Source organism: Methylibium rhizosphaerae, from assembly GCF_006386545.1.
Classification (GTDB): domain Bacteria; phylum Pseudomonadota; class Gammaproteobacteria; order Burkholderiales; family Burkholderiaceae_C; genus Pseudorivibacter; species Pseudorivibacter rhizosphaerae.
In genome coordinates this window covers 55,620-78,741 of record NZ_SWAR01000020.1, presented here as the reverse complement: position 1 = coordinate 78,741, position 23,122 = coordinate 55,620, and the positions used below count along the sequence as shown (strand labels likewise).

Annotated in this window: 22 protein-coding genes; 10 read left to right on the top strand and 12 right to left on the bottom strand. The window is 69.2% G+C overall.

The annotated features are described in order from the left end of the window. The first annotated feature begins 38 nt into the window (after positions 1-38). Complete coding sequence (locus E8D38_RS15425) at positions 39-1,088, top strand: adenosine deaminase (RefSeq protein WP_140632537.1); 1,050 nt, start codon at positions 39-41, stop codon at positions 1,086-1,088. Here E8D38_RS15425 and E8D38_RS15420 read toward each other — a convergent pair. From E8D38_RS15420 to E8D38_RS15400, 5 genes are read right to left on the bottom strand one after another with little or no spacing between them, the layout of a single operon-like run. Further along, on the bottom strand, positions 1,082-2,626 hold the full coding sequence (locus E8D38_RS15420; RefSeq protein WP_140632534.1) for a malonate--CoA ligase: 1,545 nt from the start codon (positions 2,624-2,626) through the stop codon (positions 1,082-1,084). The two genes, E8D38_RS15425 and E8D38_RS15420, sit on opposite strands and share 7 nt — an antisense overlap. Before the next feature lie 11 nt (positions 2,627-2,637). Beyond that, a complete protein-coding gene (locus tag E8D38_RS15415; protein WP_140632531.1) occupies positions 2,638-3,417 on the bottom strand; it encodes an enoyl-CoA hydratase/isomerase family protein in 780 nt (259 codons plus the stop codon). A gap of 4 nt (positions 3,418-3,421) precedes the next feature. After that, on the bottom strand, positions 3,422-4,399 hold the full coding sequence (locus E8D38_RS15410) for a Bug family tripartite tricarboxylate transporter substrate binding protein (protein WP_140632528.1): 978 nt from the start codon (positions 4,397-4,399) through the stop codon (positions 3,422-3,424). Between the two features lie 34 nt (positions 4,400-4,433). Next, the gene (locus E8D38_RS15405) at positions 4,434-5,777 is read right to left on the bottom strand and encodes a malonyl-CoA decarboxylase (RefSeq protein ID WP_140632525.1); all 1,344 of its coding nucleotides are present in this window, start codon (positions 5,775-5,777) and stop codon (positions 4,434-4,436) included. Between the two features lie 42 nt (positions 5,778-5,819). Further along, positions 5,820-6,533 (bottom strand): GntR family transcriptional regulator, encoded by a 714-nt coding sequence (locus tag E8D38_RS15400; RefSeq protein WP_140632522.1) that lies wholly within the window; start codon positions 6,531-6,533, stop codon positions 5,820-5,822. A gap of 458 nt (positions 6,534-6,991) precedes the next feature. Here E8D38_RS15400 and E8D38_RS15395 point away from each other — a divergent pair, with 458 nt between their 5' ends. Continuing rightward, positions 6,992-8,704, top strand: a complete 1,713-nt coding sequence (locus tag E8D38_RS15395; protein ID WP_140632519.1) for a hypothetical protein — start codon at positions 6,992-6,994, stop codon at positions 8,702-8,704. A 16-nt stretch (positions 8,705-8,720) separates the two neighbouring features. Here the strand turns inward: E8D38_RS15395 and E8D38_RS15390 are convergent, their stop codons facing one another. Both E8D38_RS15390 and E8D38_RS15385 read right to left on the bottom strand, forming a co-directional pair. Further along, positions 8,721-10,385: a right-handed parallel beta-helix repeat-containing protein gene (locus tag E8D38_RS15390; RefSeq protein ID WP_181179158.1), complete on the bottom strand. Its 1,665-nt coding sequence runs from the start codon at positions 10,383-10,385 to the stop codon at positions 8,721-8,723. A 7-nt stretch (positions 10,386-10,392) separates the two neighbouring features. Beyond that, complete coding sequence (locus E8D38_RS15385; RefSeq protein ID WP_140632513.1) at positions 10,393-11,115, bottom strand: hypothetical protein; 723 nt, start codon at positions 11,113-11,115, stop codon at positions 10,393-10,395. A 394-nt stretch (positions 11,116-11,509) separates the two neighbouring features. On the opposite strand from E8D38_RS15385, the gene E8D38_RS15380 reads away from it, so the two are divergent. The 3 genes from E8D38_RS15380 to E8D38_RS15370 all read left to right on the top strand — a co-directional run bounded on the left by E8D38_RS15380 (position 11,510) and on the right by E8D38_RS15370 (position 14,605). Next, positions 11,510-12,289 carry a helix-turn-helix domain-containing protein gene (locus E8D38_RS15380; protein WP_181179157.1) on the top strand — a complete coding sequence of 260 codons (780 nt, stop codon included), beginning with the start codon at positions 11,510-11,512 and terminating at the stop codon, positions 12,287-12,289. 155 nt (positions 12,290-12,444) lie between these two features. After that, positions 12,445-13,482 carry a winged helix-turn-helix domain-containing protein gene (locus tag E8D38_RS15375; protein ID WP_140632507.1) on the top strand — a complete coding sequence of 346 codons (1,038 nt, stop codon included), beginning with the start codon at positions 12,445-12,447 and terminating at the stop codon, positions 13,480-13,482. A 127-nt stretch (positions 13,483-13,609) separates the two neighbouring features. Next, entirely contained in the window at positions 13,610-14,605 is a 996-nt protein-coding gene (locus tag E8D38_RS15370) for an AraC-like ligand-binding domain-containing protein (protein ID WP_140632504.1), read from the top strand. Here E8D38_RS15370 and E8D38_RS15365 read toward each other — a convergent pair. The 3 genes from E8D38_RS15365 to E8D38_RS15355 all read right to left on the bottom strand — a co-directional run bounded on the left by E8D38_RS15365 (position 14,592) and on the right by E8D38_RS15355 (position 16,585). Beyond that, a complete protein-coding gene (locus tag E8D38_RS15365; protein ID WP_140632501.1) occupies positions 14,592-15,134 on the bottom strand; it encodes a DUF3455 domain-containing protein in 543 nt (180 codons plus the stop codon). The genes E8D38_RS15370 and E8D38_RS15365 overlap by 14 nt on opposite strands. Before the next feature lie 120 nt (positions 15,135-15,254). Then, entirely contained in the window at positions 15,255-16,010 is a 756-nt protein-coding gene (locus E8D38_RS15360; RefSeq protein WP_140632498.1) for a sulfite exporter TauE/SafE family protein, read from the bottom strand. Further along, the gene (locus E8D38_RS15355; RefSeq protein WP_140632495.1) at positions 16,010-16,585 is read right to left on the bottom strand and encodes a malonic semialdehyde reductase; all 576 of its coding nucleotides are present in this window, start codon (positions 16,583-16,585) and stop codon (positions 16,010-16,012) included. The genes E8D38_RS15360 and E8D38_RS15355 overlap by 1 nt, the downstream gene beginning before the upstream one ends. Before the next feature lie 38 nt (positions 16,586-16,623). Here E8D38_RS15355 and E8D38_RS15350 point away from each other — a divergent pair, with 38 nt between their 5' ends. Further along, entirely contained in the window at positions 16,624-17,055 is a 432-nt protein-coding gene (locus E8D38_RS15350; RefSeq protein ID WP_140632492.1) for a DUF1841 family protein, read from the top strand. A gap of 29 nt (positions 17,056-17,084) precedes the next feature. Here the strand turns inward: E8D38_RS15350 and kefC are convergent, their stop codons facing one another. Further along, positions 17,085-18,893 carry a glutathione-regulated potassium-efflux system protein KefC gene (gene kefC, locus E8D38_RS15345; RefSeq protein WP_140632489.1) on the bottom strand — a complete coding sequence of 603 codons (1,809 nt, stop codon included), beginning with the start codon at positions 18,891-18,893 and terminating at the stop codon, positions 17,085-17,087. Positions 18,894-18,927: 34 nt separating this feature from the next. Then, a complete protein-coding gene (kefF, locus tag E8D38_RS15340) occupies positions 18,928-19,545 on the bottom strand; it encodes a glutathione-regulated potassium-efflux system oxidoreductase KefF (protein ID WP_140632486.1) in 618 nt (205 codons plus the stop codon). A 74-nt stretch (positions 19,546-19,619) separates the two neighbouring features. On the opposite strand from kefF, the gene E8D38_RS15335 reads away from it, so the two are divergent. The 4 genes from E8D38_RS15335 to E8D38_RS15320 all read left to right on the top strand — a co-directional run bounded on the left by E8D38_RS15335 (position 19,620) and on the right by E8D38_RS15320 (position 23,053). Next, positions 19,620-20,237: a ParA family protein gene (locus E8D38_RS15335; protein WP_140632483.1), complete on the top strand. Its 618-nt coding sequence runs from the start codon at positions 19,620-19,622 to the stop codon at positions 20,235-20,237. Positions 20,238-20,334: 97 nt separating this feature from the next. Beyond that, positions 20,335-20,787, top strand: a complete 453-nt coding sequence (locus E8D38_RS15330; RefSeq protein WP_140632480.1) for a MaoC family dehydratase — start codon at positions 20,335-20,337, stop codon at positions 20,785-20,787. 151 nt (positions 20,788-20,938) lie between these two features. After that, the gene (locus E8D38_RS15325) at positions 20,939-21,664 is read left to right on the top strand and encodes a response regulator (RefSeq protein WP_140632477.1); all 726 of its coding nucleotides are present in this window, start codon (positions 20,939-20,941) and stop codon (positions 21,662-21,664) included. Between the two features lie 57 nt (positions 21,665-21,721). Beyond that, a complete protein-coding gene (locus E8D38_RS15320; RefSeq protein WP_140632474.1) occupies positions 21,722-23,053 on the top strand; it encodes an NAD(P)/FAD-dependent oxidoreductase in 1,332 nt (443 codons plus the stop codon). Positions 23,054-23,122 lie beyond the last annotated feature (69 nt).

The window sequence follows — 23,122 nt, the reverse complement described above, 5'->3', positions numbered from 1 at the left end:
CAAGGGCTGCTCCGATCACCCTCTTTCTGGATCCGCCCATGACCACCACGAACCGCTTTGCGCACATCCCGCGAGAACGCCTGCCGGCGCTGCTGCAGGGCATGCCAAAGGCCGAGCTGCACATCCACATCGAGGGCTCGCTCGAACCCGAGCTGATCTTCAAGCTCGCGCAGCGCAACGGCGTGAGCCTCGGCTACCCGAGCGTGGAGGCACTGCGCGCGGCCTATGCCTTCACCGACCTGCAGAGCTTCCTCGACATCTACTACGCCGGCGCCTCGGTGCTGCTCAAGGAAGCCGACTTCCACGACATGGCCTGGGCCTACCTCACGAAGGCGGCGGCCGAGAACGTGCGGCATGCCGAGATCTTCTTCGACCCGCAGACGCACACCGCGCGCGGCGTGCCGATGGAGACGGTGATCAAGGGCCTCACCAGCGCCACCTCGAAGGCGCGCCGCGAGCTGGGCATGAGCGCGGAGCTGATCCTGTGCTTCCTTCGGCACCTGAGCGAAGACGAGGCGCTCGAGACGCTGGAGCAGGCGCTGCCGTATCGCGAGCATTTCATCGGCGTGGGGCTGGACTCCAGCGAACGCGGCCACCCGCCCGAGAAGTTCGAGCGGGCGTTCTCGCGGGCCCGTGAACTCGGCCTGCACCTGGTGGCGCATGCCGGCGAGGAAGGGCCGCCCGAATACATCTGGAACGCGCTGGACGTGCTCAAGGTGGAGCGTATCGACCACGGCGTGCGCTGCCTGGAAGACCCCGAGCTGGTGGCCCGGCTGGTGCGCGACGAGGTGCCGCTCACGGTGTGCCCGCTGTCGAACCAGAAGCTGTGCGTGTTCCCGGACCTGCGCGACCACAACCTCGGCAAGCTGCTCGAGGCCGGCCTGAAGGCCATGGTGAATTCGGACGACCCGGCCTATTTCGGCGGCTACCTGAACCAGAACTTCACCGACACCTTCGGCGCACTCGGACTGGGTGCCGGGCAGGCATGGCAGCTGGCGCGCAACAGTTTCGAGGCGGCGTTCCTGGACACACCGGCCCGGGAACGCTACCTGGCGGAACTGGACGCCTACTTCGAAGGCTTTCAGTGAGACGCTGAGGCGGGGGCGAAGAGCCCCTCGTGCTCCTTGCGCAGCAGGTTCTTCTGCACCTTGCCCATCGCGTTGCGCGGCAGCTCGCCCACCAGGAACAGGCGCTTGGGCACCTTGTAGTTGGCGATCTGCCGCTTGAGCTGGCCGAGCAGGGCCGCCTCGTCGAGCCCGGCGCCGGGCTTGGGCACCACCACCGCGATGACGCCTTCGCCGAAGTCGGGGTGCGGCACGCCGACCACCGCCGACTCGGCCACGCCTTCGGTGTCGTTCAGGTAGCTCTCGATCTCGGCCGGATAGACGTTGTAGCCGCCGGTGATGATGAGGTCCTTGCTGCGGCCCACGATGGTGAGGTAGCCCCTGGCGTCGAAGCGGCCCACGTCACCGGTCTTGAACCAGCCGTCGGCGGTGAACTCCTCGGCCGTCTTCTCGGGCATGCGCCAGTAGCCGGCAAACACGTTCGGCCCCTTCACTTCGACGTTGCCGATCTCGTCGGCCGGCAGCGGCTGGCCGCGCTCGCCCACCACGCGAATCTGCACGCCCGGCAGCGGCTTGCCCACCGTGCCGCCCTGGCGCTCGCCGTCGCCGGCGCGGCAGGGGTTGGACGACAGCATCACCGTCTCGCTCATGCCGTAGCGCTCGAGGATGGTGTGGCCGGTGCGCTCCTGCCAGTCGCGGAAGGTCTCGATGAGCAGCGGCGCCGAGCCGGAGACGAACAGGCGCATGTGCGAGCAGGCCGCCCGGGTGAGGCCGGGCTCGGACAGCAGGCGCACGTAGAGCGTGGGCACGCCCATGAACACCGTGGCCCGCGGCAGCCGCTCGATCACCGCGGCCGGATCGAACTTCGACAGCCACAGCATCGTGCTGCCGTTGAGCAGCGCACCGTGCGACGCGACGAACAGGCCGTGCACATGGAAGATCGGCAGCGCATGGATCAGCACGTCGCCGGGCTGCCAGTCCCAGTACTCCTTCAGCGTGAGCGCGTTCGACAGCAGGTTGCCGTGAGAGAGCATCGCGCCCTTGCTGCGCCCGGTGGTGCCCGAGGTGTACAGGATGGCGGCCAGGTCTTCGGCGCGCCTGACGGCCACGTCGTGTTCGTCGCTCATGTGGGCGGCGCGTTCAAGCAGGGAGCCGGTGCGGTCGTCGTCGAGGGTGAACACGTGCTTCACGCCGGCCTTGAACGCGAGCTTGCTGACCCACGGGAAGTTGCGGCCGCTGCACACCACGACGCCGGGCTCGGCATTGCCGATGAAGTATTCGAGTTCGGCCTGCTGGTAGGCGGTGTTGAGCGGCAGGTACACGAGGCCGGCGCGCAGCGTGGCGAGGTAGAGCAGCAACGCCTCGACCGACTTGTCGGTGTGCGCCGCCACCCTTGCGCCTTCGGGCAGCTTCAGCGAAGCCAGCAGGTTGGCCAGCATTGCGGTGGCGCGCTCGATGTCGCGCCAGGTGTAGCAAAGACCGTTGTCGGTCTCGATCGCGGTGCCCTCGGGCCGCGACAGGAAGGCCGCCCTCAGCGCGGCAAACAGGTTGTCGTTGTTCATCGTTGGCTCACTCACGGTGTTTTGCGACCTCGCCCGCCGAGGAAGCGCGCCACGCCTTCGCGGTGGTGCGCCGCCTGCGCATAGGCGAAGTGGTGTGCGCGCTCGATGGCGCTCGGGCCGCCATTCTGGAGCTGGCGCAGGGTGCGCTTGTTGGCCCGTGCCACCTCCAGCGGCAGCGAGGCGATGCGTTCGGCCGTGGCCAGCGCCTCGGCTTCGCAATCGTCGGCCAGGCGCTGCAGCAGGCCCCGCTGCACGGCGGTGCGGGCATCGACGAAGCCCGCCTCCAGCAGCAGCTCGGCCGCCGTGTCGCGGCCGGCCGCCTGCAGCACCACGGCCAGTTCGTCGGGCGCCATCGGAAAGCCGAGCTTCGCGATCGGCGCGCCGAACCGCGCGGAAGGGTGGGCGATGCGGATGTCGCAGCAGCAGGCGATCTCCAGGCCGCCGCCCACGCAGGCGCCTTCTATCTGCGCGATGAGCGGCACGTCGGTGGACAGCAGCGCGGCCAGCGCCGGTGCGATCACGTCCTCGTGGTAGCGGCGCAGGCTTTCGGCCTCGAAGCGGAAGTCGGGAAACTCCTCGATGTCGGCGCCGGCCGCGAAATTGCCGCCTTCGCCGCGCACGATCACGGCCGCGAGCACCGGCTGCGCTGCTTCGTCGAACGAACCCGCCAGCTCGCGCAGCCGCTGCCACATCGCCACGCTGATCGCGTTGAGCTTGCCCGGATGCGCGAGCGTGAGCAGTCCGACCTCGGGATAGCCCGGGTGCCGCTCGAAACGGATCGTGCCGGCCATCGGGTCAGTCCAGCGTGGCGCCCGAAGCCTTGGCCACCTCGCCCCAGCGCTTGACTTCGGCCGCCACGAAATCGCCGAAGGCCTTGCCGGCCATCGTGGGCGTCTCGGAGCCGAGGCCGGTCCAGGCGGCCTTGAGTTCCGGCGTGGCAAAGGCCTTGGCCAGTTCGGCGTTCATGCGGTCCACCACCTCCCTGGGCGTGCCCTTGGGCGCCCACAGGCCGTACCAGGTGGCGACCTGGTAGCTGGGCACGCCGCCTTCGACGCTGGTGGGGATGTCGGGGAAGCCGGGGGCGCGCTTGTCGGCCGCCACCGCCAGCGCCTTGATGCGGCCGCCCTTGATGTGCGCGGCCGACGAGCCCAGCCCGTCGAACATGAGGTCCACCTGCCCGGCCATCAGGTCCTGCAGGGCAGGCCCCGCGCCGCGATACGGAATGTGGGTGATGAAGGTCTTCGTCTGCAGCTTGAAGAGCTCGCCGGCCAGATGGTGCGAGGTGCCGTTGCCGGCCGAGCCGTAGTTGAGCTTGCCGGGGTTGGCCTTCGCATAGGCGAGCAGCTCCTTCAGGTCCTTGGCCGGCACACGCTGCGGGTTCACCACGATGACCTGCGGCACCTTCGAGATGAGCGCCACCGGCACGAAGTCGGTGAGGATGTTGTAGTCCAGCTTGGGGTACATGGCCGGCGCGATGGCATGGTGCACCGCGCCCATGAAGAAGGTGTAGCCGTCGGGTGCCGCCCGCGACGCGAGCGACGCGCCCACCGTGCCGCCGGCGCCGCCCTTGTTGTCGATGATGACCTGCATGCCCAGCTGCCTGGTGAGCTGGGCCGTTAGCGGCCGCGCGAAGGCATCGGTGCCGCCGCCGGCCGGGAACGGCACGACGATGGTGACCGGCTTGGTCGGCCAGGCCTGCGCAGCGGCCCACGGCGCAGCCAGCGCGACCGCTGCGGCCGCCAGGGCCTTGATGGCAAAACGACGTGCATTCATTGTCTGTCTCCTCTTTTGGGTAGTGACCTGTGACTCACAGCTTCTGCGTGATGCGCCGGGCCGAGACCACCTCGCCGTGCATGAAGCGCTCGTGGCGCTCTTCCACTTCGCCCAGGTCGTACAGGTAGTTGACCATGAGTCCGAGTGATTGCTTCAGGCCCTTGCGGCTGCGGTCGGCGGCCCAGTTGAGCCGTTCCAGTCGTGCGCCGTTGCCCAGGTGGAACTTCGCCACCGCATTGCCGCGCGGCGTGACCGATTCGTGCGCCAGGTAGTGGGTGGCCAGCAGCTCGATCGCTTCGCGCTGGGCCGGCTCGGCCGCCTCGACGTCGAAGCTGCCGAGGCCCGACAGGTCTGCCGAGAAGCGCTCGCGCAGCAGCGCATCGGCTTCGGCCAGCTTCTCGCGCAGGCGCGGCCGCACGTCGGCGCGCTCGGCCCAGCCGCCGCTGCCGCGCAGCCATTCGGCGAAGCCCGGGATGGGCGACAGCGTGCAGAACGTGCGCAGCTGCGGAAACTCGGCCTTCAGGTGCTCGGCCACCCGCTTGATCAGGAAGTTGCCCAGCGACACGCCCTTCAGGCCCGGCTGGCAGTTGCTGATGGAGTAGAAGGTCGCCACCTTGAAGCTGCGCGGCGCCAGCGGCGCGGAGGCCGGATCGATGAGCGGGCCGATCGCGTCGGGCATCTCCGGCACCAGCGCCACCTCCACGAAGATCAGCGGTTCCTCGGGCAGCTGCGGGTGGAAGAACGCGAAGCAGCGCCGGTCGGGCTGCAGGCGCCGGCGCAGGTCGTTCCAGCCGTCGATGGCGTGCACCGCCTCGTGTTCGATGATGCGTTCGAGCAGCGCCGCGCTCGAGCGCCAGTCGACCTGCTCCATGCGCAGGAAGCCGGCGTTGAACCAGGATGACAGCAGGTGCTGGAAGTCGGCCTCCACCGCCAGCAGCTCGGGGCGTGTCTTCAGCACCTCCAGCAGCGCACGGCGCAGCTTCACGATGGCCGCGGTGCCGCCCGGCGCGCGGTTGAGCCGGCGCAGCAGCTCCTGGCGCGGCGGCTCGGCAGCGGCGGTGAGGCCGATGAGGTTGGCCGCGCTCGGCTCCTGCGCATAGCGCTGGGCAGCGGTGAGCACCGCCATCGGCTCCGGGCCGAACTGGCTTTCGAGCAGCTCGAAGAAGGCCACCCGCTGTTCCGGCGCCAGGGCCATGAGGTCCTCGCGCAGCTCGGCGGCGATGGCCACGCTGTTGGCTTCGCCGCGCTCGGACAGCAGGCGCCGGCAGGTGGCGGCCACCCGGTTGAGCCGGCGCGCGTCGGCGGCCGGGCTGGCGGGGCGCGCGGGGCCGCGGGGAGCCGCCTTGTCGGTGGAGCTGAAGGATGGCAGGCCGAACATCTTGGTGCTCCTGGTGTGTGCGGGTGTCGTGGGCGGGACGGATCAGGCCTTGGTGCGCCGCGCCGGCCTGGCAGCCGCAGCGGCTTCACTGGCGCGCAGCGCTTTCAGCGCGACGAGCTGCGCCATCAGGTGGTCGTGCATCAGCTGCGCGGCCCGCGGGGCGTCGCGGGCGGCCAGCGCGTCGATGAGGGCGCGGTGCTCGCCGATGGAGTCGTCGATGCGACCCGGCCGGGCGAGCTGGCGACCGCGCAGCAGCCGCATGAACACACGCAGCTGGTCGGTCGCGCGTGACAGCCACGGGTTGCCGGCCGCCGCCTGCACCCGCGTGTGGAACACATGGTTGGCCCGGTAGTAGCCCTCGGCGTCGTGCGCTGCCGCGGTGAGCTCGAGGTCCTCGTGCAGGCGCTGCAGTTCGGCCAGCTGGGCATCGCTGGCATGCAGCGCGGCTTCGTAGGCGCAGCGCCCCTCGAGCAGGGCCATCACCGGGAACAGCCGCTCGGCGTCGTCTTCCGTCACCTCGGTGACCACGCAGCCGCGCCGCGGCTGCAGCGTCACCAGGCCTTCGGCCGCCAGCACCTTGAGCGCCTCGCGCATGGGCGTGCGGCTGATGCCCCACTCGCGCGCCAGCGCCTGCTCGTCGACCCACTGGCCCGGGGCGAGGTGGCGCTCGAAGATGAGGGTGCGCAGCCGCGACGCCACTTCTTCATGCAGCGACACCGCGCGGATGGTGGAGTTGAGCTCGCTGAGGTCCGTCATGACGCTGGGGCGGCCGTCGGTGTGGATGCAGACGGCCGAAACTTAGCATCAAGAATTCATAATTACAAGCGGCGCGAACCCGGGCGAAAGGAGTTCGCATTGCGATCGGGAACTTCGTCCTGAGCCTGCCGTGCATGCAGTGCCCTGCCATCCTCCCCGGGCTTCGTCAGCAGTGTTGATGGGAGTGCTTGATGTCAGGCAGTGGGACCTCGGGGATCGGCCGGGGCAGCGTGTCGCCCGTGAGGGCACCAGTGGGCACGCCGGGCGCCAACGATGCGTCCGACCTCGCGCGCATCGGCGAGCCCGTCGTGGCGCCTCCCGGACTGCCGGCCCGGCGGCCTTCGCCTGCCTCGTCCACCTCGGAATCAGCGTCCGGGCAGTCGGCCCGGCGGGTGGATCTTCGGAGCCTGCGCCCCGCGGACGCAACGTCCGGCAGTTCGAGCCGCGAAGTTGCCGCCGTGTCCGATCTCAAGCGGCTCGGGTCGCGAGTGAAGATCATCCACGACGTGGTGACCCGGCATGCTGACCGTGCCAAGGCCGAGCAGACGCTCCAGGCCGAGCTCCCGTCGGTGATGCAGGCCTTGGACATCTACACCGCGCTTTCGAGGTGGGGAGACGGGGCCAGCGCCGACGTCAAGACCGCCCTGCGGGAGCACGGCCGCCGTCTCCCGCAGTACTGCTACACGCTCGCCATGAGGCGCATGTTGCAGATCGACCAGGGGCTGCAGGCGTCCAGTCCCATGGACTTGGCCGCGGTGAAACTGGAATGCGCAGCCTGCGCTGACCTGATCAGGAAGTCTCGCCACGCGCTCGAATCGCAGAAGACGCCTGCCGGAGAACCCGCCGCCGGCACGCTCTCCTTGCCGGCAAGGTCGCGCGAAGAAGAACACATCGCGGCGGTCCGGCGCCGCATCGACGGGCAACTGATGGAGGCGCACTGTCGGCGGGTCCTCAGCTTCACGACGCTGTCGGCGGAGCTGCGGGCTTCCTTCAGCGAACTGGTGATAGCCGCATCCGAGGCCGCGAACTTGAGCACGGCCGCTCGCGAGGCCGGCGCGGGCAATGCGGGCGACCAACACGCCGCGGCCCTGAAGGCCATCGGAAACGTCGACGACCGGGCCGATCGCTTTGCGGTGCATGTCGTGCAGCAATGGGACTGCCCGGCCGACCAATGGCAGGAAATGATCGACTTCGCGCATTCGCTGAAGGACGCCCTGGCAGGGCTGCGCGAAATGGCAGGTCCGCGTCCACGGCACGCGCCGCAGGGGAAGACCGCCTCCAACGCGTCGTTGCCGGCGGCCTCGGCCGAGGCCGCGGGACCGTCGAACAGCAAAAGGAAGAAAGGCAAGGCCGCAGCGGGCGGCTCGCCTGCCGTGGACGCACGCAGCACGGCACTCAACAAGGCCCACGAGATGCTGCAGCAGCGCAAGCTGACGCTCGAACTGGCCGATCAGTTCAACGGCGACCCGCGAGCCATTGCGCTTGCCGCGGGCAAGCCGGTGACGGCGGACGCAGCAGATGAACCGCCGGCGGGCAATCCCATCGAGGCCGCCAATGCGGCCCGGAAGTCCGCCAGGCGCTGGTTCGGCCGCAAGGAACCGCTGAACTTGCTCCATGCGCAGCTGCAAGTGCAGCTGCAGGCGCACCCCGGCGACGGCAAGCTGCAGGAGGCGATCTCGCAGGTCGAAGACCGGCTCCAGGCCATGAGCCTGGTGAGCGCGCGCATCCACAATGACGAGGCTGACGCGCTCAAGAGCCATGAAGCGCCCATCGCCGCACACCTGCAGCGGCTGCTCAAGATGGGGGAGATCGCCGGCGTCAGCGAACCGATGCGGCTGGATTCACCCGGTGACGAAGGTGAGCGCGGCACTCTGTTCGAGATGGAGATCCGGCCCCGGCCGCTGGCCGGCGGTGCAGAAGCACCGCCGTTGTTCCTGCACGTGCACACGGCTGCGCTGGTGTCCGCCGACGAATGCACGACGGTGCCCTTCGAGGCGTTCACCGCGGTTCACGTCAAGACGCAGGCCCAGCGCGGCCTGGGTCGCCGGTGGGAGGAGCTGCAGCGAGCGCTCGGCCACGCCGACGCCAAGGTGCATCGCGGCGAGGTGGACGAGCACCTGCTGAAGCAGCTGCTGGAGGCCGGTCCGCTGGCGCCGCGCACGGGGCGCTGACCCCTCGCGCAGGCTGCTACTGCGGCACGAGGCCCCGGCCTTCGAAGCGGCTGCCCGGCACGACCCGCACGTCGTCGGCGAATGGCGCAAGCGCCTCCCATGTGCCGGGGTTGCCGTCGGGCACCACGCCGGCCGGGCATGGCGAGAGCCTGCAACGGTACGGCGCACCGCCGTGCAGGACGATGAAGCCTTGCTCGTAGCTCACCGGCACGTTGCCGCCGCGGGTGGCCACGTCGGTCCACATCTCGAGCTTCAGGTAGTCGAAGCCGTCGGGCAGTCCGGCGTCGATGAAGCGCACCGCCTCCACGTCGGCGCGGGTGTTGCCGCTGCCGCTCACGTTGCCGCTGGTGCCGCTGCCGCCCGGCAGCAGGTTGATGAAGCCGGCCGGGCCGCTCCATGTGTTGCCGTCGAAGACCACCGGGGTGACGGTGTTGGCGATGCGAAGCAGCTGGCCGGGTGAGGACTCGCCTGTGTAGACCAGGTCGCGCTCGAAACGCCAGGCGCGCCAGACGTTGTCCTCGAACCGGTAGTTCATGCCCGGCAGGGCGACGTTGTTGACGTACATGCCGAGGTTGCGCATGTCCGAGAAGTAGTTGCGGCTGAAGGTGACACCCGTGTTGCCCGCCGTCGCGTCGCCGCTGACCGCCTGTGCGAAGAACGACACGGTGCTGCCGGCCGAGCCGATGAAGATGTTGTCGTGCACCCGTAGCTCGCCTTCGCGGATGCCGATCTGGAAGTTGTTGTCCTGGTAGTCCTGGAAGGCGGCGCGCCAGTCGATGGCGGCGGGGCCGAACACGTTGTGATGGACTTCGTTGGTGCCGCCCAGCTGGCCGAGCTGGATGGCTTCGGTGCCGGTGCGCAGGATGCGGTTGTTGTGGATGCGCCAGTTGCGGATCTGGTGCTGCGGCTGGGCCTGGGTGCTGCCGATGTAGAGGCCTTCGCTGCCGGTGTCGTGGATGTAGTTGTCGTGCAGCACGACGTTGCTCATCGTGGCCGAGGCCGTGCTGTCGGTCTTGGCCATGATGCCGGCGAACTCGACCCGGGCGATCTCCAGGTATTCGATCTCGAAGTCGGTGGCGCCGCCGCGCACCGCGAGGCCCGAGACGCCGCTGCTGGTGAAGGCGTCGTCGATCATGATCCCGTAGCGCCCCTGCGTGCGGGCGAAGTTGCCGCCGCGGTGGCCGGGGTAGCCGGCATCGCCGGTCTTCGAGACCGGGTCATGGCGGCCGGTGATCACCCAGTTGGCGCCGCCCGCGAGGTTGAACAGGTAGTGGTGTCCGAGCGCGCCCACGCGCACCTGCCCGCCGGTGTTGGTGATCACCAGCTTGCGGCTGGCGCTGCGCACCGGCAGGTTGCCGATATGGATGAACTTGTAGTGACCGGCCGGAATGTAGAGCCGGTCCAGCGCGGCCCAGTCCACCTGGGGAAAGGTCGCCTGGATGTCGGCCAGGTAGATGGAGTCGGCGGTGATCTTGCCGGCCAGGGTGGCCGGCAGCGTGAAGGTCGAGGCCGGCACGCCGAACCCACCGTCGCCGGTGGGCCAGCCGGTCACCGGAGGCGGGGAGGGCGGCGGGGTGTTCGGCGCCGGGGTGTCGTCACCGCCACCCGAACCGCAGGCGGCCAGCGCAAGCGCCGCCAGCCATGCCGTCAGCCACCGAAGGCCCGCAGCTCCCGCTCGCATCACCGCATCACCACTCGAGCGGTGACTTGGTCACCGTGACCACCGCCGAGGACTCGACCACCTGGCCGGCGGCGTTGGTGTGCTGGTACTTGACGATGCCGAAGCCCCTGGCGAACCAGAAGGTCGACGGCCCGTCTTCCGTGTTGCCGGCCTCGGCCACCTTGACCCTGCAGGTGTTGGTGAATGCATGGCCATTCAGGGTCAGCGACTCGAAACCTTCGAAGGTCCAGGTGGCCTGGCGCGCAATGGTCTCGGCCTGCCCTGCGGTGGGGCCGGTCAACTGAGTGACGGTGTCGGTGAAGCTCAGGTTGGCGGACTGTCCGGCCGCGACGTTGAGCGGCAGCAGGAAGCCGGCGGAGTGCACCGCCTTCTGCTCGGCCACACCGCCCTCGTAGACGAGGTCGCCCCAGAAGCGAATGCCGTTGGACTCCGTCGTCCAATAGGTCGCGGCACTGCGGGTCGTCGTGGCGTTCACCATTTCGACCACGGCGGTGCGGGTCGCTCCCTCGAAGGATTCCTTGACGACGGTGTTGGCGTCGTCGGCCCCGCCCTGGTCGGGATCGCTCATCGTGTAGGCCACGCCCTCCGAAAGCGCAAAGCAGTCGCCGAAGGTGGCGGCGGCCGGTGCGGCAGGGCTGCTGGGCGCCGGCTCGTCGTCGCCGCCGCCGCAGGCAGCCAGGGCGGCACACAGTGTCGCGGTGAGCATCAGGGTCTGGGTCTGGAACTTCATGGAAGAGGTGCGTTCAGCGTTGGTAAGGTCTTCACGACCTCGTGCCGCTGCTGCAGCACGAGGTCGTCGGCGTCCGGACTGGCGGGTAGGCCGGCCGGATCTGAGCCGCAGGCTAGCGAGCTTCGCTTGCCAAAGGATGGCGCGGGTGGTGCCGGTTCGCTTTCATACCCGCGACCGTTCAGTCCTGAACCAGCCGTTGTTGCGCCCTGTACACGCTGCGTATCCGCCGGCCGCGGGACGGCACGTGCGACGGCGCAGCTCGCCGATGGCAGGCCGGTGCGATCCGTCGACGGTTCGTCACCGAACGTCGATGGTTCCTTGATGTTTGGGGTGCCGCCGTCCACTACCCTGCCGTCGCATGACCAGGGCAGCCCGCCCTCTGCGCCGACAAGCCATGAACACGTTCCACGACGAGGGAATCCTGCACGCCCGCAACTCGCCGGCCCCACACGACGGCGACAGCCACCTCACCGTGGTGATGGCACGCGACGGCAGCGAAACGCTGCACCTGCGGCCTGACGGACAAGTGCATCTGGCCGAGGGCATGTTCATGTTGTGCGACGACACGCGCTCGATGAGCCTGGCAGCCGGTACGCGGCTGCACCAGATGTCGGTGCCGATTTCCGGGGCCGAGATGTTGCGCCGCATGCCGCGGATGCAAGATCTCATCGGTCGCCCGATGAGGTCGCACGGAGCAGGCGGCCTGTTCCTGGACCATTGCCGTTCCCTGATGCTTCACTTCGCCGCGTTGCCTGCAGCCAGCCGCGAGCTGGTGCTCGACACGACACTCGAGCTGCTGCGTGCATGCCTGCACGAGCAACCGGAACTGCCATCACCCCGGCTGGGGCGGTTCAGCCTCCAGCAGGTGCAGCGCCACATCGAAAGGCACCTCACGGATCCGGAACTCGGCGTCACCTCGCTGGCACGCAGCTTCCGGATGTCGCAGCGCAACCTCCACAAGCTTTTCGCAGGGACCGGCACGACGGTCAGTGCCTACATACGCGAGCGGCGCCTCGCGATGTGCCGGCGCGACCTCGTCAGCCGCAGCCTGATGGCGCGTCAGGTCGCCGAGATCGCCCTGCACTGGGGCTTCACCGATCCGGGGCACTTCAGCAAGCTCTTCCGTGCCGCCTATGGCGTGTCGCCGAGCGAATGGCGCGCACAGGCACCGTGATGTCGCCTGGCGGCGTCGGCCGCTGTCGCGAGGTCGAGACATATTCACGCACTTCGCCACCTGCGGCCTCGGGCAAGCACGTAGCATCCGATCGATCGCAGCTGCCTGCCTACGGGGCCTGGTCGGCGCGTCGTTGTTGAGTTGTTGCGCGTGGCATGAAGGCAGAGATATTCCGGTTCGAGCGCTGCGAGGTGCATGTGCATCGCCGGCAAGTCGCATTGAATGGGGCAGACCAGCCCATCGAGCCGCTGCCTTTCGACCTGCTCGTCTTCCTGATCCGCCATCGCGGCCATGTGGTTTCGAAAGATCAGCTCGTCGAGCGGGTCTGGAAGAGCCGGCATGTCTCCGATGGCGTGATCGCCACCGCCATCCAGAAGGCACGCAGGGCCATTGGTGACCACGGCAGCCGGCCCTGCGTCATCGTGACGAGCCGCCGCCGTGGCTACTGCTTCGTGGCGGAAGTGCAGGAGGCCGCAGACGCCGATCTGATGGCTCTGGTGCAGGGGCGGTCCGTCAACCACCATTTCGACAACCCGCTCGCGCAGCCCTCGGAAAACCGGCGCGAGGTGATGGGGCTCTTGCACGCCTTGATGCTGGCAGACCACGATGCCGCCATGGTGCTGGCGGCCAGGCTGCTGAGCCGCAAGGCAGGCCGGGCTGCGGCGACCCAGGCGGCGGTCCACCATGCGCTCGGCCGCATCCACGAAAGCCGGGGCGACCACCAGACGGCCCGGATCCACCTCGCGCATGCCCACCGGCTCGTCGGTACGCGGGGCGTGGCGGCGCAGCTGGACGGTCTGCTGGAAGACGAGCGGGAGAAGATGAGCGTCGTGGACGAATTGCGCAGCGCCAATGCCTCGCTGTTCAACATGATCGACTCGATGCCGGACCCGGTCTTCGTGAAGGACCAGGACCACCGCTGGGTGTTTCTCAACCGCGAGTTCTGCAGGCTGGTCGGGCAGCAGAGAGAGGGCCTGCTGGGCAAGTCGGACTACGACTTCTTTCCGGAGCGCCAGGCCGACGTGTTCTGGCGGATGGACGACGTGGTGTTCCGGTCGCACGCCGAAAACGTCAACGAGGAAGCCATCACCAGGCCCTCGGGCGAGACCTATACCGTGACGTCGAAGAAGAAGATCTTCATCGATCGCAGCCGGGAGATCTACCTGATCGGCACGCTGAGTTTCGGTCGCTAGGCGCCGGGCGCGAGATTCACCGGCCCGTCAGGGTATGGTCACCGTTGCGTAATGCCTTCGGATCGTGCATCCCCTACGCTGGCGGGTCGTCTCGAAGCGACCCTTCCCTTCATTGAGCGAACAGGCCATGAACGTTGCAAGCCCTGTCATCGAACGCGCCCCGACCGATGTATGGACCACCTCGGCGCTGCCGCCGGGCCGCCAGTTCGACGCCTGGCGCGAGGTGATCGTCGATGCGCACCTGAGCTGGGACATCCCCCAGGTCGCCTGCGAGCAGTTCCCCGCTTCCATGCGCCAGCACCGCTTCGAGGGCATGCGCCTCACGGACTGCACGGCACCGGTGCGGGTGAGCGGTACGCGCAGCCGCGCGCAGATCGTCCGCGACGACGAGGCCTACCTCACCGTGGTGATGATCGCCGAGGGCAGCGAGACACTGCGCTTCGGTGACGACCAGGAGGTGCACCTCACCGAGGGCATGTTCACCTTGTGGGACAGCACGCGGCCGATGGCCTTCGCCACCGGGCAGCAGCTGCGCCAGATGTCGCTGCTGGTGCCCGAGCGCGAGCTGCTGCGGCGCATGCCCCGGGTCCGCGACCTGGTGGGCCGGCCGATGGGCGGACGCCATGGGGCGGGCGCGCTGTTCGCCGACCACTTCCGTGCGCTGATGCGGCGTTTCGGCGAGCTGCCTCCGGCCAGTCGCGAGCCGGTGCTCGACGCCACCCTCGACCTGCTGGGTGTGTGCCTCGGCGAGCAGCCATCGTTGCCGTCGCCCCGTCTGAGGCAGGCCTTGCTCGAGCAGGTGCAGCGCCACATCGACCGGCATCTGGCGGATCCGGCGCTCGGCATTGCCTCGCTGGCGCGGGCCTTCCGCATGTCCGAACGCAACCTGCACAAGCTGTTCGAGGGCAGCGGCAGCACCCTGTCGGCTTACATCCGCGACCAGCGCCTGGCGATGTGCCGGCGCGACCTGGGCAGCCGCGCACTGATGTCCAGGCACATCGCCGAGATCGCCCGGCACTGGGGCTTCACCGACCCCGGCCACTTCAGCAAGGCCTTCCGCGCGGCCTACGGCATGTCGCCGAGCGAGCTGCGGGCCAGGGATCGGCCTGTCAACGCTTCGTGAACAGCAGGTAGTCCGCGGTGTAGCCCACGCGCTCCTGCCGGCCCAGCGTGGCGGCGGTGCAGCCGCTGCTGGGCGCCATGCCGCCCTGGGTGTTGATGCGCTGGATGCTGGTCACCTTCGCAAAGGCGCCGGCCGGCCCGGCCGATCGCGTGCTGAGCAGCAGCCAGGGAATGGCGCCTTCGTCGGGTGCATCGGCTCGGGCCTTCACCGTGCCGGCGATCCGGCTGCCGTCCTGCGATTCCCAGTGCGGCCCGGCGTAGTGCCGGCCGATGCGCTTTCCCTGGTCGTCCTGCAGCTCGGCCTCGGGCGCCACGAAGGCCCATTCCACCGCCGAGGGCTGGTCCTTCTTCGCACGGCATTCGTAGATCTGCACGCCGGTGGCCCCCACCACCGCCAGCAGCGATTCATCGGGCGCGGCCTTCAAGGCCTCCGGCACCGGAACGCCAGCAGGCGGCTTCGGCGTGGGGCCGGCCGCGCAGGCGGCGAGCAGGGCAGGCAGGCAAAGTGCGAGGATCTTGCGGGTCGACATCGGGCAGCTCCTTGAGGGTTGGTGGTGTCACGGCAAGCACATACGAGGCGCTGCGCGCTTGCGGACGCAGCACGGCTCGCCTTCGTTGCCGCGTCTGACGGGAAGCTGACGGCCGCAGGCTCAGCGCAGGCCGTCCCACAGCAGCTTGGTGCCGGTGAGGAACATGCCCAGGTAGATGAGCCGGTAGAACAGCCGCTGGTCCACCCGCCGCACGAAACGCACGCCCAGCCACACCCCCAGCGGCGCCAGCGGCATGAGCGCCACCGAGGTGGCCATGTTGGTGAGGTCGATGAGCCCGAGCCAGGCGTAGGGCACCCACTTCGACGCATTCACCGCCGCGAAGAACACCGCCATCGTGGCGGTGAACACCACCGGCTGCAGGCGCAGTGGCAGCAGGTACACGCTCACCGGCGGCCCGCCCGCATGGGCCACGAAGCTGGTGAAGCCGGAGGCCGTGCCGAGCGCGAAGCCCAGCCAGCGCGGAGGCGGCGGTGCATCGGCCTGTGCCGGAAAGAACAGCCGCTGCGCGAGGAACAGCAGCGTGAGCGCGCCCACCACGCCGGCCACCACATGCGCCGGCAGCAGGCCGAACAGCACGGTGCCGATCACCGTGCCCAGCAGGCCGGCAGGCAGCAGCAGCCGCAGCAGGCCGCGGTCGGCTTCCTTCACCAGCGCGGCCAGGCCCAGCACGTCCATCACGAGCAGCAGCGGCAGCAGGATGGCAGCCGCCTGCGGCACCGGAACGGCCAGCGCCATCAGCGGCACGGCCAGTGCACCGAAGCCTGCGCCGAAGCCGCTCTTGGAAACGCCCATCAGCAGCACGGCCGGCACGGCCACCGCATAGAACGCAGGGTCGGTGATGACCGGCGGCAGCATCAGGCGATGCTGCAGGCTTCTTCGAAGGTGAGCCGCGGACTGCGGGGGAACAGCCGGGTGCTGTCGCCATGGCCCAGGCTGCAGACGAAGTTGGTCTTCACCGTGGTACCGGCCCAGAAGGCCGCATCCACGCCGGCTGCGTCGAAGCCGCTCATCGGCCCGCAGTCGAGCCCGATGACGCGCGCCGCAAGCATGAGGTAGGCGCCCTGCAGGCTGCTGTTGCGAAAGGCCGTCTCGGCGATCTTGGCCTCCTTGCCGGCGAACCACGGACGCGCGTCGGTGTGCGGAAAGAGCTTGGGCAGCTGGTCGTAGAAGGCCATGTCCATGCCGATGATGGCCGTCACCGGCGCCTTGCCGGTCTTTTCGCGGTTGCCCGGGTCCATGAGCGGCACCAGCTTCGCCTTGGCCTCGGGCGACTTGCAGAAGATCACCCGCATCGGGCTGCAGTTGGCCGACGTCGGGCCCCACTTCAGCAGGTCGTAGAGCTGGCGCAACTGCTCGTCGGACACAGGCTCGTCGAGCCAGACGTTGTGGGTGCGCGCCTCGGTGAAGAGCTGTTCGGTGGTCACGTTCATGTTGGCAGGGCTTTGTGGTCGGAGGCGACAATTGTGGAATGTTCGAACCCAGCCAGCACGAAGTGCGCCTTTTCTTCTGCGAGACCTTTCGCAAGGACCGGGCGAAGGAGCCGTTGACGCCGCTGGAGGCGCTGGCGGCGGATTGGATCTCGCAGCATCCGGAGTACTTCGACGACCTGTCGGATGCCGATGCGGCCGTGGCCGCCAGCTACACGGTGGAGGAGGGGCGGACCAACCCGTTCCTGCACCTGTCGATGCACCTGTCGATCTCCGAGCAGGTGAGCATCGACCAGCCGCGCGGCATCAAGCAGGCGGTCGAACTGCTGGCGCACCGGCGCGGCTCCATGCACGAGGCGCAGCACGAGGCGATGGAATGCCTGGGCGAAATGATCTGGGCTTCGCAGCGCAGCGGCCTGCCGCCGGACGGCGAGGCCTACATCGAGGCGGTGAGGCGGCGGGCGACCCGGTAGGCCTGCAGCTGCGTCGGCGGCATGCGTGCTCAGCCGCCCCAGCCTTCGACCTTGCGCTCCTTGGTTTGCGCGCGTTCCTGGGCGAACAGCTCCTCGAGCTGCTGGCGCCCGGCCTTGGACATGGCCATGAGCTGCGCCTGGTCCTTGTGGTGCGGCCACATGCGTTCGACCTGCTCGACGTTGTGGCGGCGAAAGCGCATCGCCAGCTGCCGCGCATGGTGCGGCAGCCAGCCCATCTGCTCGAGCACGCTGCGCCCGCTGGCCAGCGCCGAGTCCAGCGTCTCGCGCTCGACGAACGCGACGCCGCGGTCGCGCAGCGCGTAGTAGTGCTGCACGTTGCGGGCCCGCGCCACCACGGTGAGCTGCGGGAAGTGCGCGCGCGCGAGGTCGGCCACCTTGAGGCTCTGCTCCATGTCGTCGATGGCCAGCACCAGCACCCGCGCCGAGGCTGCGCCGGCGGTGCGCAGCAGGTCGAGCCGGGTCGCGTCGCCGTAGTACACGGTGAAGCCGAAGCGCCGCACCGTTTCCACCTGTTCTGCGTCGTGGTCCAGCACGGTGGCCTTGAGGCCGTTGGCATACAGCAGGCGGCCGATGATCTGCCCGTAGCGGCCGAAGCCGGCAATGATGACCGGCGCGTCCTGCGGTTCGGCCAGCTCCGCCAGCGCCGGCACGTCGCAGTCGGCATAGCGCGGGATCACGAAGCGGTCGATCACCACCAGCAGCAGCGGCGTGAGCACCATGCTCAGCGCCACCGCGCCGATCAGCACCGAACCCGCCTCGGCGCTGAAGACCCGCGCGCCCGCGGCCTGCTGGAACACCACGAAGGCGAACTCCCCGCCCTGGGCCAGCAGCAGCGTGAACACCGGCCGCTCTTGGTAGGGCAGGGCCATGGCCCGCGCGATGATCCACAGCACCACCGCCTTCAGGACCAGGAAGCCGACCAGGATCAGCGCCACCACGCCAGGGCGGGCGAGCAGGGCGCCGAAGTCGATGCTCATGCCCACGGCCATGAAGAACAGGCCGAGCAGCAGGCCCTTGAACGGCTCGACGTCGGTTTCGAGCTCGCGCTTGTATTCGCTCTCGGCCAGCAGCACGCCGCCCAGGAAGGCGCCCAGCGCCATCGACAGCCCCACCGCCTGCATCAGCGCGGCGATGCCCACCACCAGCCCGAGCGAGGCGGCGGTGAAGATCTCCGGCGTGCGGCTGCGGGCGATCCAGCGGAAGGCATGGCGCAGCAGCAGGCGGCCCACCAGCACGATGGCCGCGATGACGCCGGCCGCCCGCGCGGCCTCGACCCACACGTTGCCGTCGTCGGCCGCGGCGGTGCCCAGGAGCGGGATCAGCGCCAGGATCGGAATGGCGGCCACGTCCTGGAACAGCAGGATCGAGAAGCCAGCCTGCCCCGACGACGTGGGCATCAGGTTGCGGTCGGCCATGACCTGCAGGGCCACCGCTGTGGACGACAGCGCCAGGCCGAGCGCGGCCACCACCGCCATGCGCCACGGCACGCCAGCCAGCATGGCGGCACCCGCCATCACCGCGGCGCAGGCCAGCACCTGGGCCATGCCCCAGCCGAAGATCGGCCGGCGCAGCGCCCACAGCCGGCGCGGCTCGAGCTCCAGGCCCACCAGGAAGAGCATCAGCACCACGCCGAATTCGGCGAAATGCAGCAGGGTGTTGGGGTCGTCCACCAGCTTCAGGCCGAACGGCCCGATGACGATGCCGGCGGCCAGGTACCCGATGATCGAACCCAGGCCGAGCGCCTTGGCCAGGGGCACCGCCAGCACCGCGGCGGCCAGGAAGACGAGGCTCGACGTGAGCCAGGAGCTGTGTTCCATGCAGGAGTCTCTCGATGGGAGGCTTCGGGTCGGATCAGACGGCCACCGCGTCCTGCGGCCGGTCGGCTTCGGGCACGTCGCAGATCTCGCGCTCTTCGAGCTCGGCGAGCTCGGGCCAGGCGGGGTAGCTGGCCAGGCGCTCGGCGAACAGCGCGGCATGCTTGTGCAGGCTGGCGGTGTCGACCTTGTGGGCGGCGTGCAACACCATCGGCGGCAGGAAACGCATGCCGCACAGCGCAGCGGTCTGTTCGTAGGGGGGCATGAAGGCGTCGAAGAAATAGCGGTTGTAGCCGGCCGGATGGTAGGCAGACTCGCCGCCGCCGGTGGAGGTGACCAGCCACAGGTCCTTGCCCTCGAGTGCCCGGCCGTCGTGGCCGTAGGCCCAGCCGTAGGCCAGCACCTCGTCCAGCCAGAGCTTCATCAGTGAGGGCATGCTGTACCAGTGGAAGGGGTGCAGCCAGACGACGAGATCGGCCTTGGCCAGTTCGGCCTGCTCGGCGGGCACGTCGATCACGTAGTCGGGGTAGAGCGCGTAGAGGTCGCGCACTGCCAGGCCCGGCCCTTGCAAGGGCTGCATCGCTGCCATGAGGGCGCGGGTGACGCGCGAATGGCGCAGGTCGGGGTGGGCGAGCAGCACGAGGGCACGGGCCATATGGGTTGATCCTGGGAGTTCGTCTTGAAAGTCGCCGCTAACATACCCGATCGACACAACGGTAGGAGCGCGCAATGCCGGTCATCGTGGTGGCCAATCCGAAGGGAGGCGTGGGCAAGTCCACGCTGTCGACCAACCTGGCCGGCTGGCTGGCCCGCCAGGGGCATGCGGTGATGCTGGGCGACGTGGACCGCCAGCAGTCGGCCCGCACCTGGCTGTCGCTGCGCCCGCCCGAGCTCCCAACCATCGCCACCTGGGACACCGACCACGAAGACATCGTCAAGCCGCCCAAGGGCACCACCCACGTGGTGATCGACACCCCGGCGGGCCTGCACGGCAAGCGGCTCGACGAGGTGATGAAGCTGGCCGACTACGTGCTCGTGCCGCTGCAGCCCAGCATCTTCGACATCTACGCCACGCGGGCCTTCGTGGCCGAGCTGCAGGTACGCCGCAAGCACGACAAGGTGAAGGTGGCGGTGGTCGGCAACCGGGTGAAGGACCACACCATCGCCGCCGACCAGCTCAAGAGCTTCCTCGAGACGCTAGGGGCGCCGGTGCTCACCCACCTGCGCGACACCCAGAACTACGTGCACCTCGCAGCCCGCGGCCTCACGCTGTGGGACGTGGCGCCCGGACGGGTCGAGAAGGACCTGGAGCAATGGGCGCCGGTCACCGCGTGGGCTGCCCAGTAGCGCCCGCCCGTGGCGCGCAGGTGACTGACGCCGCCGCCGCGCGCCGGCACCATCGGGCCGGTCGCCACTACCCGCGGGCGCTGCGCGCCTTTGCTGCATGAAGACGTTTGCGCATCTGAAGGACCTCGAAGCCCTGGTCGGCCAGGAGATCGGGGTCAGCGACTGGCTCACCATGGAGCAGTCGCGCATCGACGAGTTCGCCCGTGCCACCGGCGACCACCAGTGGATCCACGTGGACGCAGAACGCGCCGCGAAAGGCCCGTTCGGCACCACCATCGCCCACGGCTTCCTCACCCTCAGCCTGCTGCCGGTGTTCTTCGAGACGGCGTTCGCGGTGGCCGACTCGCACATGGGCGTGAACTACGGCCTCAACCGGGTGCGCTTCACCGCGCCGGTGCCGGTGGGCAGCAGGCTGCGGGCGCACTTCAGGCTGCTCGGCTACGAGGAGATCGAAGGCGGGGCACAGCTCACCATCGAAGCCTCGATCGAGCAGGAAGGTTCGGCCAAGCCGGTGTGCGTGGCCGAGTCGCTGACCCGTCGCTTCGTCTGAGCAGGCGGGCCGGCCGCCGGAGCTCATCACACCCCCGTGAGGGGGGTGTGGTGGAACGGGGCCGCTGAATTAGGATCGCGCGCACAGGCGAGAGTCACAACGAGACCGCGCTGCCGCCACGAGCAGGCAGCCGAGGAAAGAGCGAAACGCAATGAAAGTGCTGCTGATCGACGACCACCCGCTCATCCTCTCTGCCCTGCAGACGGTGATCAAGGGCCTGGGCGACGACGTCACGGTGGCCGGTGCCGGCAGCGCCCGCGAAGCCCGTGCGGCACTGGCCGCCGATTCCGATTTCGACCTCGTGCTGCTCGACCTGCAACTGGGCGACGCCAACGGCTTCGACCTGCTGGCCGACCTGCGCGAGACCTATCCCGCCCTGCCGGTGGTGGTGGTGTCGGCCTCCGACCGCACCAGCGACGTCATCCGCTCGATCGACATGGGCGCGATGGGCTTCGTGCCCAAGCGCGCCAGCAACGAACAGCTCTTCGAGGCGCTGCGCCTGGTCATGTCCGGCGGCATCTATGTGCCGCCCATGACCATGGGCAGCGGCACGGCGCCGTCCGTGCAGGAGACCGACACCACGCCGGGGTACCTGCGGGTGGTGCGCCGCGAGGCCTCCGCCAGCGACTTCCAGAAGCCGCCGCCGCTGGCTTCGCTCGGCCTCACGCCGCGCCAGACCGACGTGCTGGCGCTGCTGCTGCAGGGCAAGCCCAACAAGCTCATCGCCCGCGAGCTCAATCTTTCGGTCGAAACCGTGAAGGACCACGTCGCTGCGGTGCTGCGCGCACTGGGCGTCAGCTCCCGGACGCAAGCCGTGCTGGCGGTGAGCCAGATGACGCAGCAGGGCGGTTTTTCGGCCTGGCGACCCAGCCGTTAGGCCTTCCATGCCTGCTCTTCTGAAGTCCGCACGGCGCCTGGCGGGCCGTGCCGCCGCATGAGGCGCGTGGCCGTGGTCGGTGCCGGCGTCTCCGGCCTGACCGCTGCGTATCGCCTCGCCGCGCATGCCCATGTCACGCTGTTCGAGTCCTCGGCGGACTTCGGCGGTCATGCGCACACCGTGGACCTGTCCGTGGCCGGCCGGCCGGTCGAGGCCGACATCGCCTTCAGTTCGCTGAGCGAGAAGAGCTACACCACGCTGCTGACCCTGTTCGCTGAACTCGACGTGCAGGTGGTTCCCCAGCAGCTGTCGTTTTCGGTGCAGGTGCCCGGGCGCCGGCTGGTCTGGGCGGGGCCGGGTCTCGATGCGGTGTTTGCCCAGCGCCGCAACCTCTTGCGGCCGCGGTACTGGCGCGCCCTGGCGGAGTTCCTGCGCTTCCAGCGCGAGGCCACCCGCGAAGCGGCGCTGCAGGCCGGCGGCCAGGGCACGTTCGGCGACTTCCTTGCCCGTCATCGCTTCAGCGCCACGCTGCGCGACTGCTTCGTGCTGCCCATGCTGGCCAGCGTGTGGGGCTGCGCGCTGCGCGAAATGGCGCAGTTTCCGGCGGCCCTGGTGTTGCGCTTCGGCCATCTCCATGGCCTGTTCGACGTGGGCAGCAAGGAGCCCTGGTCCACCGTGCTCGGCGGGTCGAGGACCTACGTGAGGCGGGTCGTGCAAAGGCTGCGCGAGCTCGGTCACCGCGTGCAGCCCGAGACCCCGGTCCTCGCGGTCCGCAGGGTGCTGCGTGCCGGTGAAACGCGGGTCGATCTGGAGGTGAAAGGTCGCCAGGAGCATTTCGATCACGTGGTGTTCGCCTGCCATGCCGACCACGCGCTGCGCCTGCTGGCGCAGGACGCCACCGACGGCGAGCGCGCCGTGCTTGGCGCCTTCCGGTGGCGGCGCAACGAGAGCGTGGTGCACACCGACGCCTCGGTCATGCCCGGGCCGAAGTCGGCATGGTGCGCGTGGAACTATGAGCAGGGTGTGGGCCCGGCCGACGAAGTGCATGCCCGCGGTCCGTGCGTCCACTACTGGCTCAACCGCCTGCAGCCTCTGGGCCTGGACACGCCGGTGTTTGCCTCGCTCAATCCGTGCCGCCCGATCGACGGCCGGTACGTGCTGGCCCGCCACGAATACGACCACCCGGTTTTCGACCTGTCGACGGCCAGCGCGCAGCAGCGCCTGCCGGCCTTGCAGGGAACCGGCAACACCTGGTTCTGCGGCGCCTGGACCGACGATGGGTTTCACGAATCGGGGGCCAGATCGGGTGAAGCGGTGGCCAGGGCCCTGGCCGATCGCTTCGCAAGTGAGAAGCAGCGGCAGCCGGTCCGGTTCGAAGTGACGGCCTGAGGGCCATTGGGGGCAGTGCCGGCAGGCGGGGCTTTCGCCTGCCGCCGTGGTGCTGGGCAACGCGAGGGC

What these genes read in the sequence shown, in the direction of transcription:
- E8D38_RS15350 (WP_140632492.1), top strand. Translation starts at nt 16,624, where the DNA reads ATGTTCGAACCCAGCCAGCACGAAGTGCGCCTTTTCTTCTGCGAGACC.
- kefC (WP_140632489.1), bottom strand. Translation starts at nt 18,893, where the DNA reads ATGGAACACAGCTCCTGGCTCACGTCGAGCCTCGTCTTCCTGGCCGCC.
- E8D38_RS15370 (WP_140632504.1), top strand. Translation starts at nt 13,610, where the DNA reads ATGAACGTTGCAAGCCCTGTCATCGAACGCGCCCCGACCGATGTATGG.
- E8D38_RS15425 (WP_140632537.1), top strand. Translation starts at nt 39, where the DNA reads ATGACCACCACGAACCGCTTTGCGCACATCCCGCGAGAACGCCTGCCG.
- E8D38_RS15415 (WP_140632531.1), bottom strand. Translation starts at nt 3,417, where the DNA reads ATGGCCGGCACGATCCGTTTCGAGCGGCACCCGGGCTATCCCGAGGTC.
- E8D38_RS15375 (WP_140632507.1), top strand. Translation starts at nt 12,445, where the DNA reads ATGAAGGCAGAGATATTCCGGTTCGAGCGCTGCGAGGTGCATGTGCAT.
- E8D38_RS15360 (WP_140632498.1), bottom strand. Translation starts at nt 16,010, where the DNA reads ATGCTGCCGCCGGTCATCACCGACCCTGCGTTCTATGCGGTGGCCGTG.
- E8D38_RS15385 (WP_140632513.1), bottom strand. Translation starts at nt 11,115, where the DNA reads ATGAAGTTCCAGACCCAGACCCTGATGCTCACCGCGACACTGTGTGCC.
- E8D38_RS15405 (WP_140632525.1), bottom strand. Translation starts at nt 5,777, where the DNA reads ATGTTCGGCCTGCCATCCTTCAGCTCCACCGACAAGGCGGCTCCCCGC.
- E8D38_RS15325 (WP_140632477.1), top strand. Translation starts at nt 20,939, where the DNA reads ATGAAAGTGCTGCTGATCGACGACCACCCGCTCATCCTCTCTGCCCTG.
- E8D38_RS15390 (WP_181179158.1), bottom strand. Translation starts at nt 10,385, where the DNA reads ATGCGAGCGGGAGCTGCGGGCCTTCGGTGGCTGACGGCATGGCTGGCG.
- E8D38_RS15410 (WP_140632528.1), bottom strand. Translation starts at nt 4,399, where the DNA reads ATGAATGCACGTCGTTTTGCCATCAAGGCCCTGGCGGCCGCAGCGGTC.
- E8D38_RS15320 (WP_140632474.1), top strand. Translation starts at nt 21,722, where the DNA reads ATGAGGCGCGTGGCCGTGGTCGGTGCCGGCGTCTCCGGCCTGACCGCT.
- E8D38_RS15355 (WP_140632495.1), bottom strand. Translation starts at nt 16,585, where the DNA reads ATGAACGTGACCACCGAACAGCTCTTCACCGAGGCGCGCACCCACAAC.
- E8D38_RS15365 (WP_140632501.1), bottom strand. Translation starts at nt 15,134, where the DNA reads ATGTCGACCCGCAAGATCCTCGCACTTTGCCTGCCTGCCCTGCTCGCC.
- E8D38_RS15420 (WP_140632534.1), bottom strand. Translation starts at nt 2,626, where the DNA reads ATGAACAACGACAACCTGTTTGCCGCGCTGAGGGCGGCCTTCCTGTCG.
- E8D38_RS15380 (WP_181179157.1), top strand. Translation starts at nt 11,510, where the DNA reads ATGAACACGTTCCACGACGAGGGAATCCTGCACGCCCGCAACTCGCCG.
- E8D38_RS15335 (WP_140632483.1), top strand. Translation starts at nt 19,620, where the DNA reads ATGCCGGTCATCGTGGTGGCCAATCCGAAGGGAGGCGTGGGCAAGTCC.
- E8D38_RS15330 (WP_140632480.1), top strand. Translation starts at nt 20,335, where the DNA reads ATGAAGACGTTTGCGCATCTGAAGGACCTCGAAGCCCTGGTCGGCCAG.
- kefF (WP_140632486.1), bottom strand. Translation starts at nt 19,545, where the DNA reads ATGGCCCGTGCCCTCGTGCTGCTCGCCCACCCCGACCTGCGCCATTCG.
- E8D38_RS15400 (WP_140632522.1), bottom strand. Translation starts at nt 6,533, where the DNA reads ATGACGGACCTCAGCGAGCTCAACTCCACCATCCGCGCGGTGTCGCTG.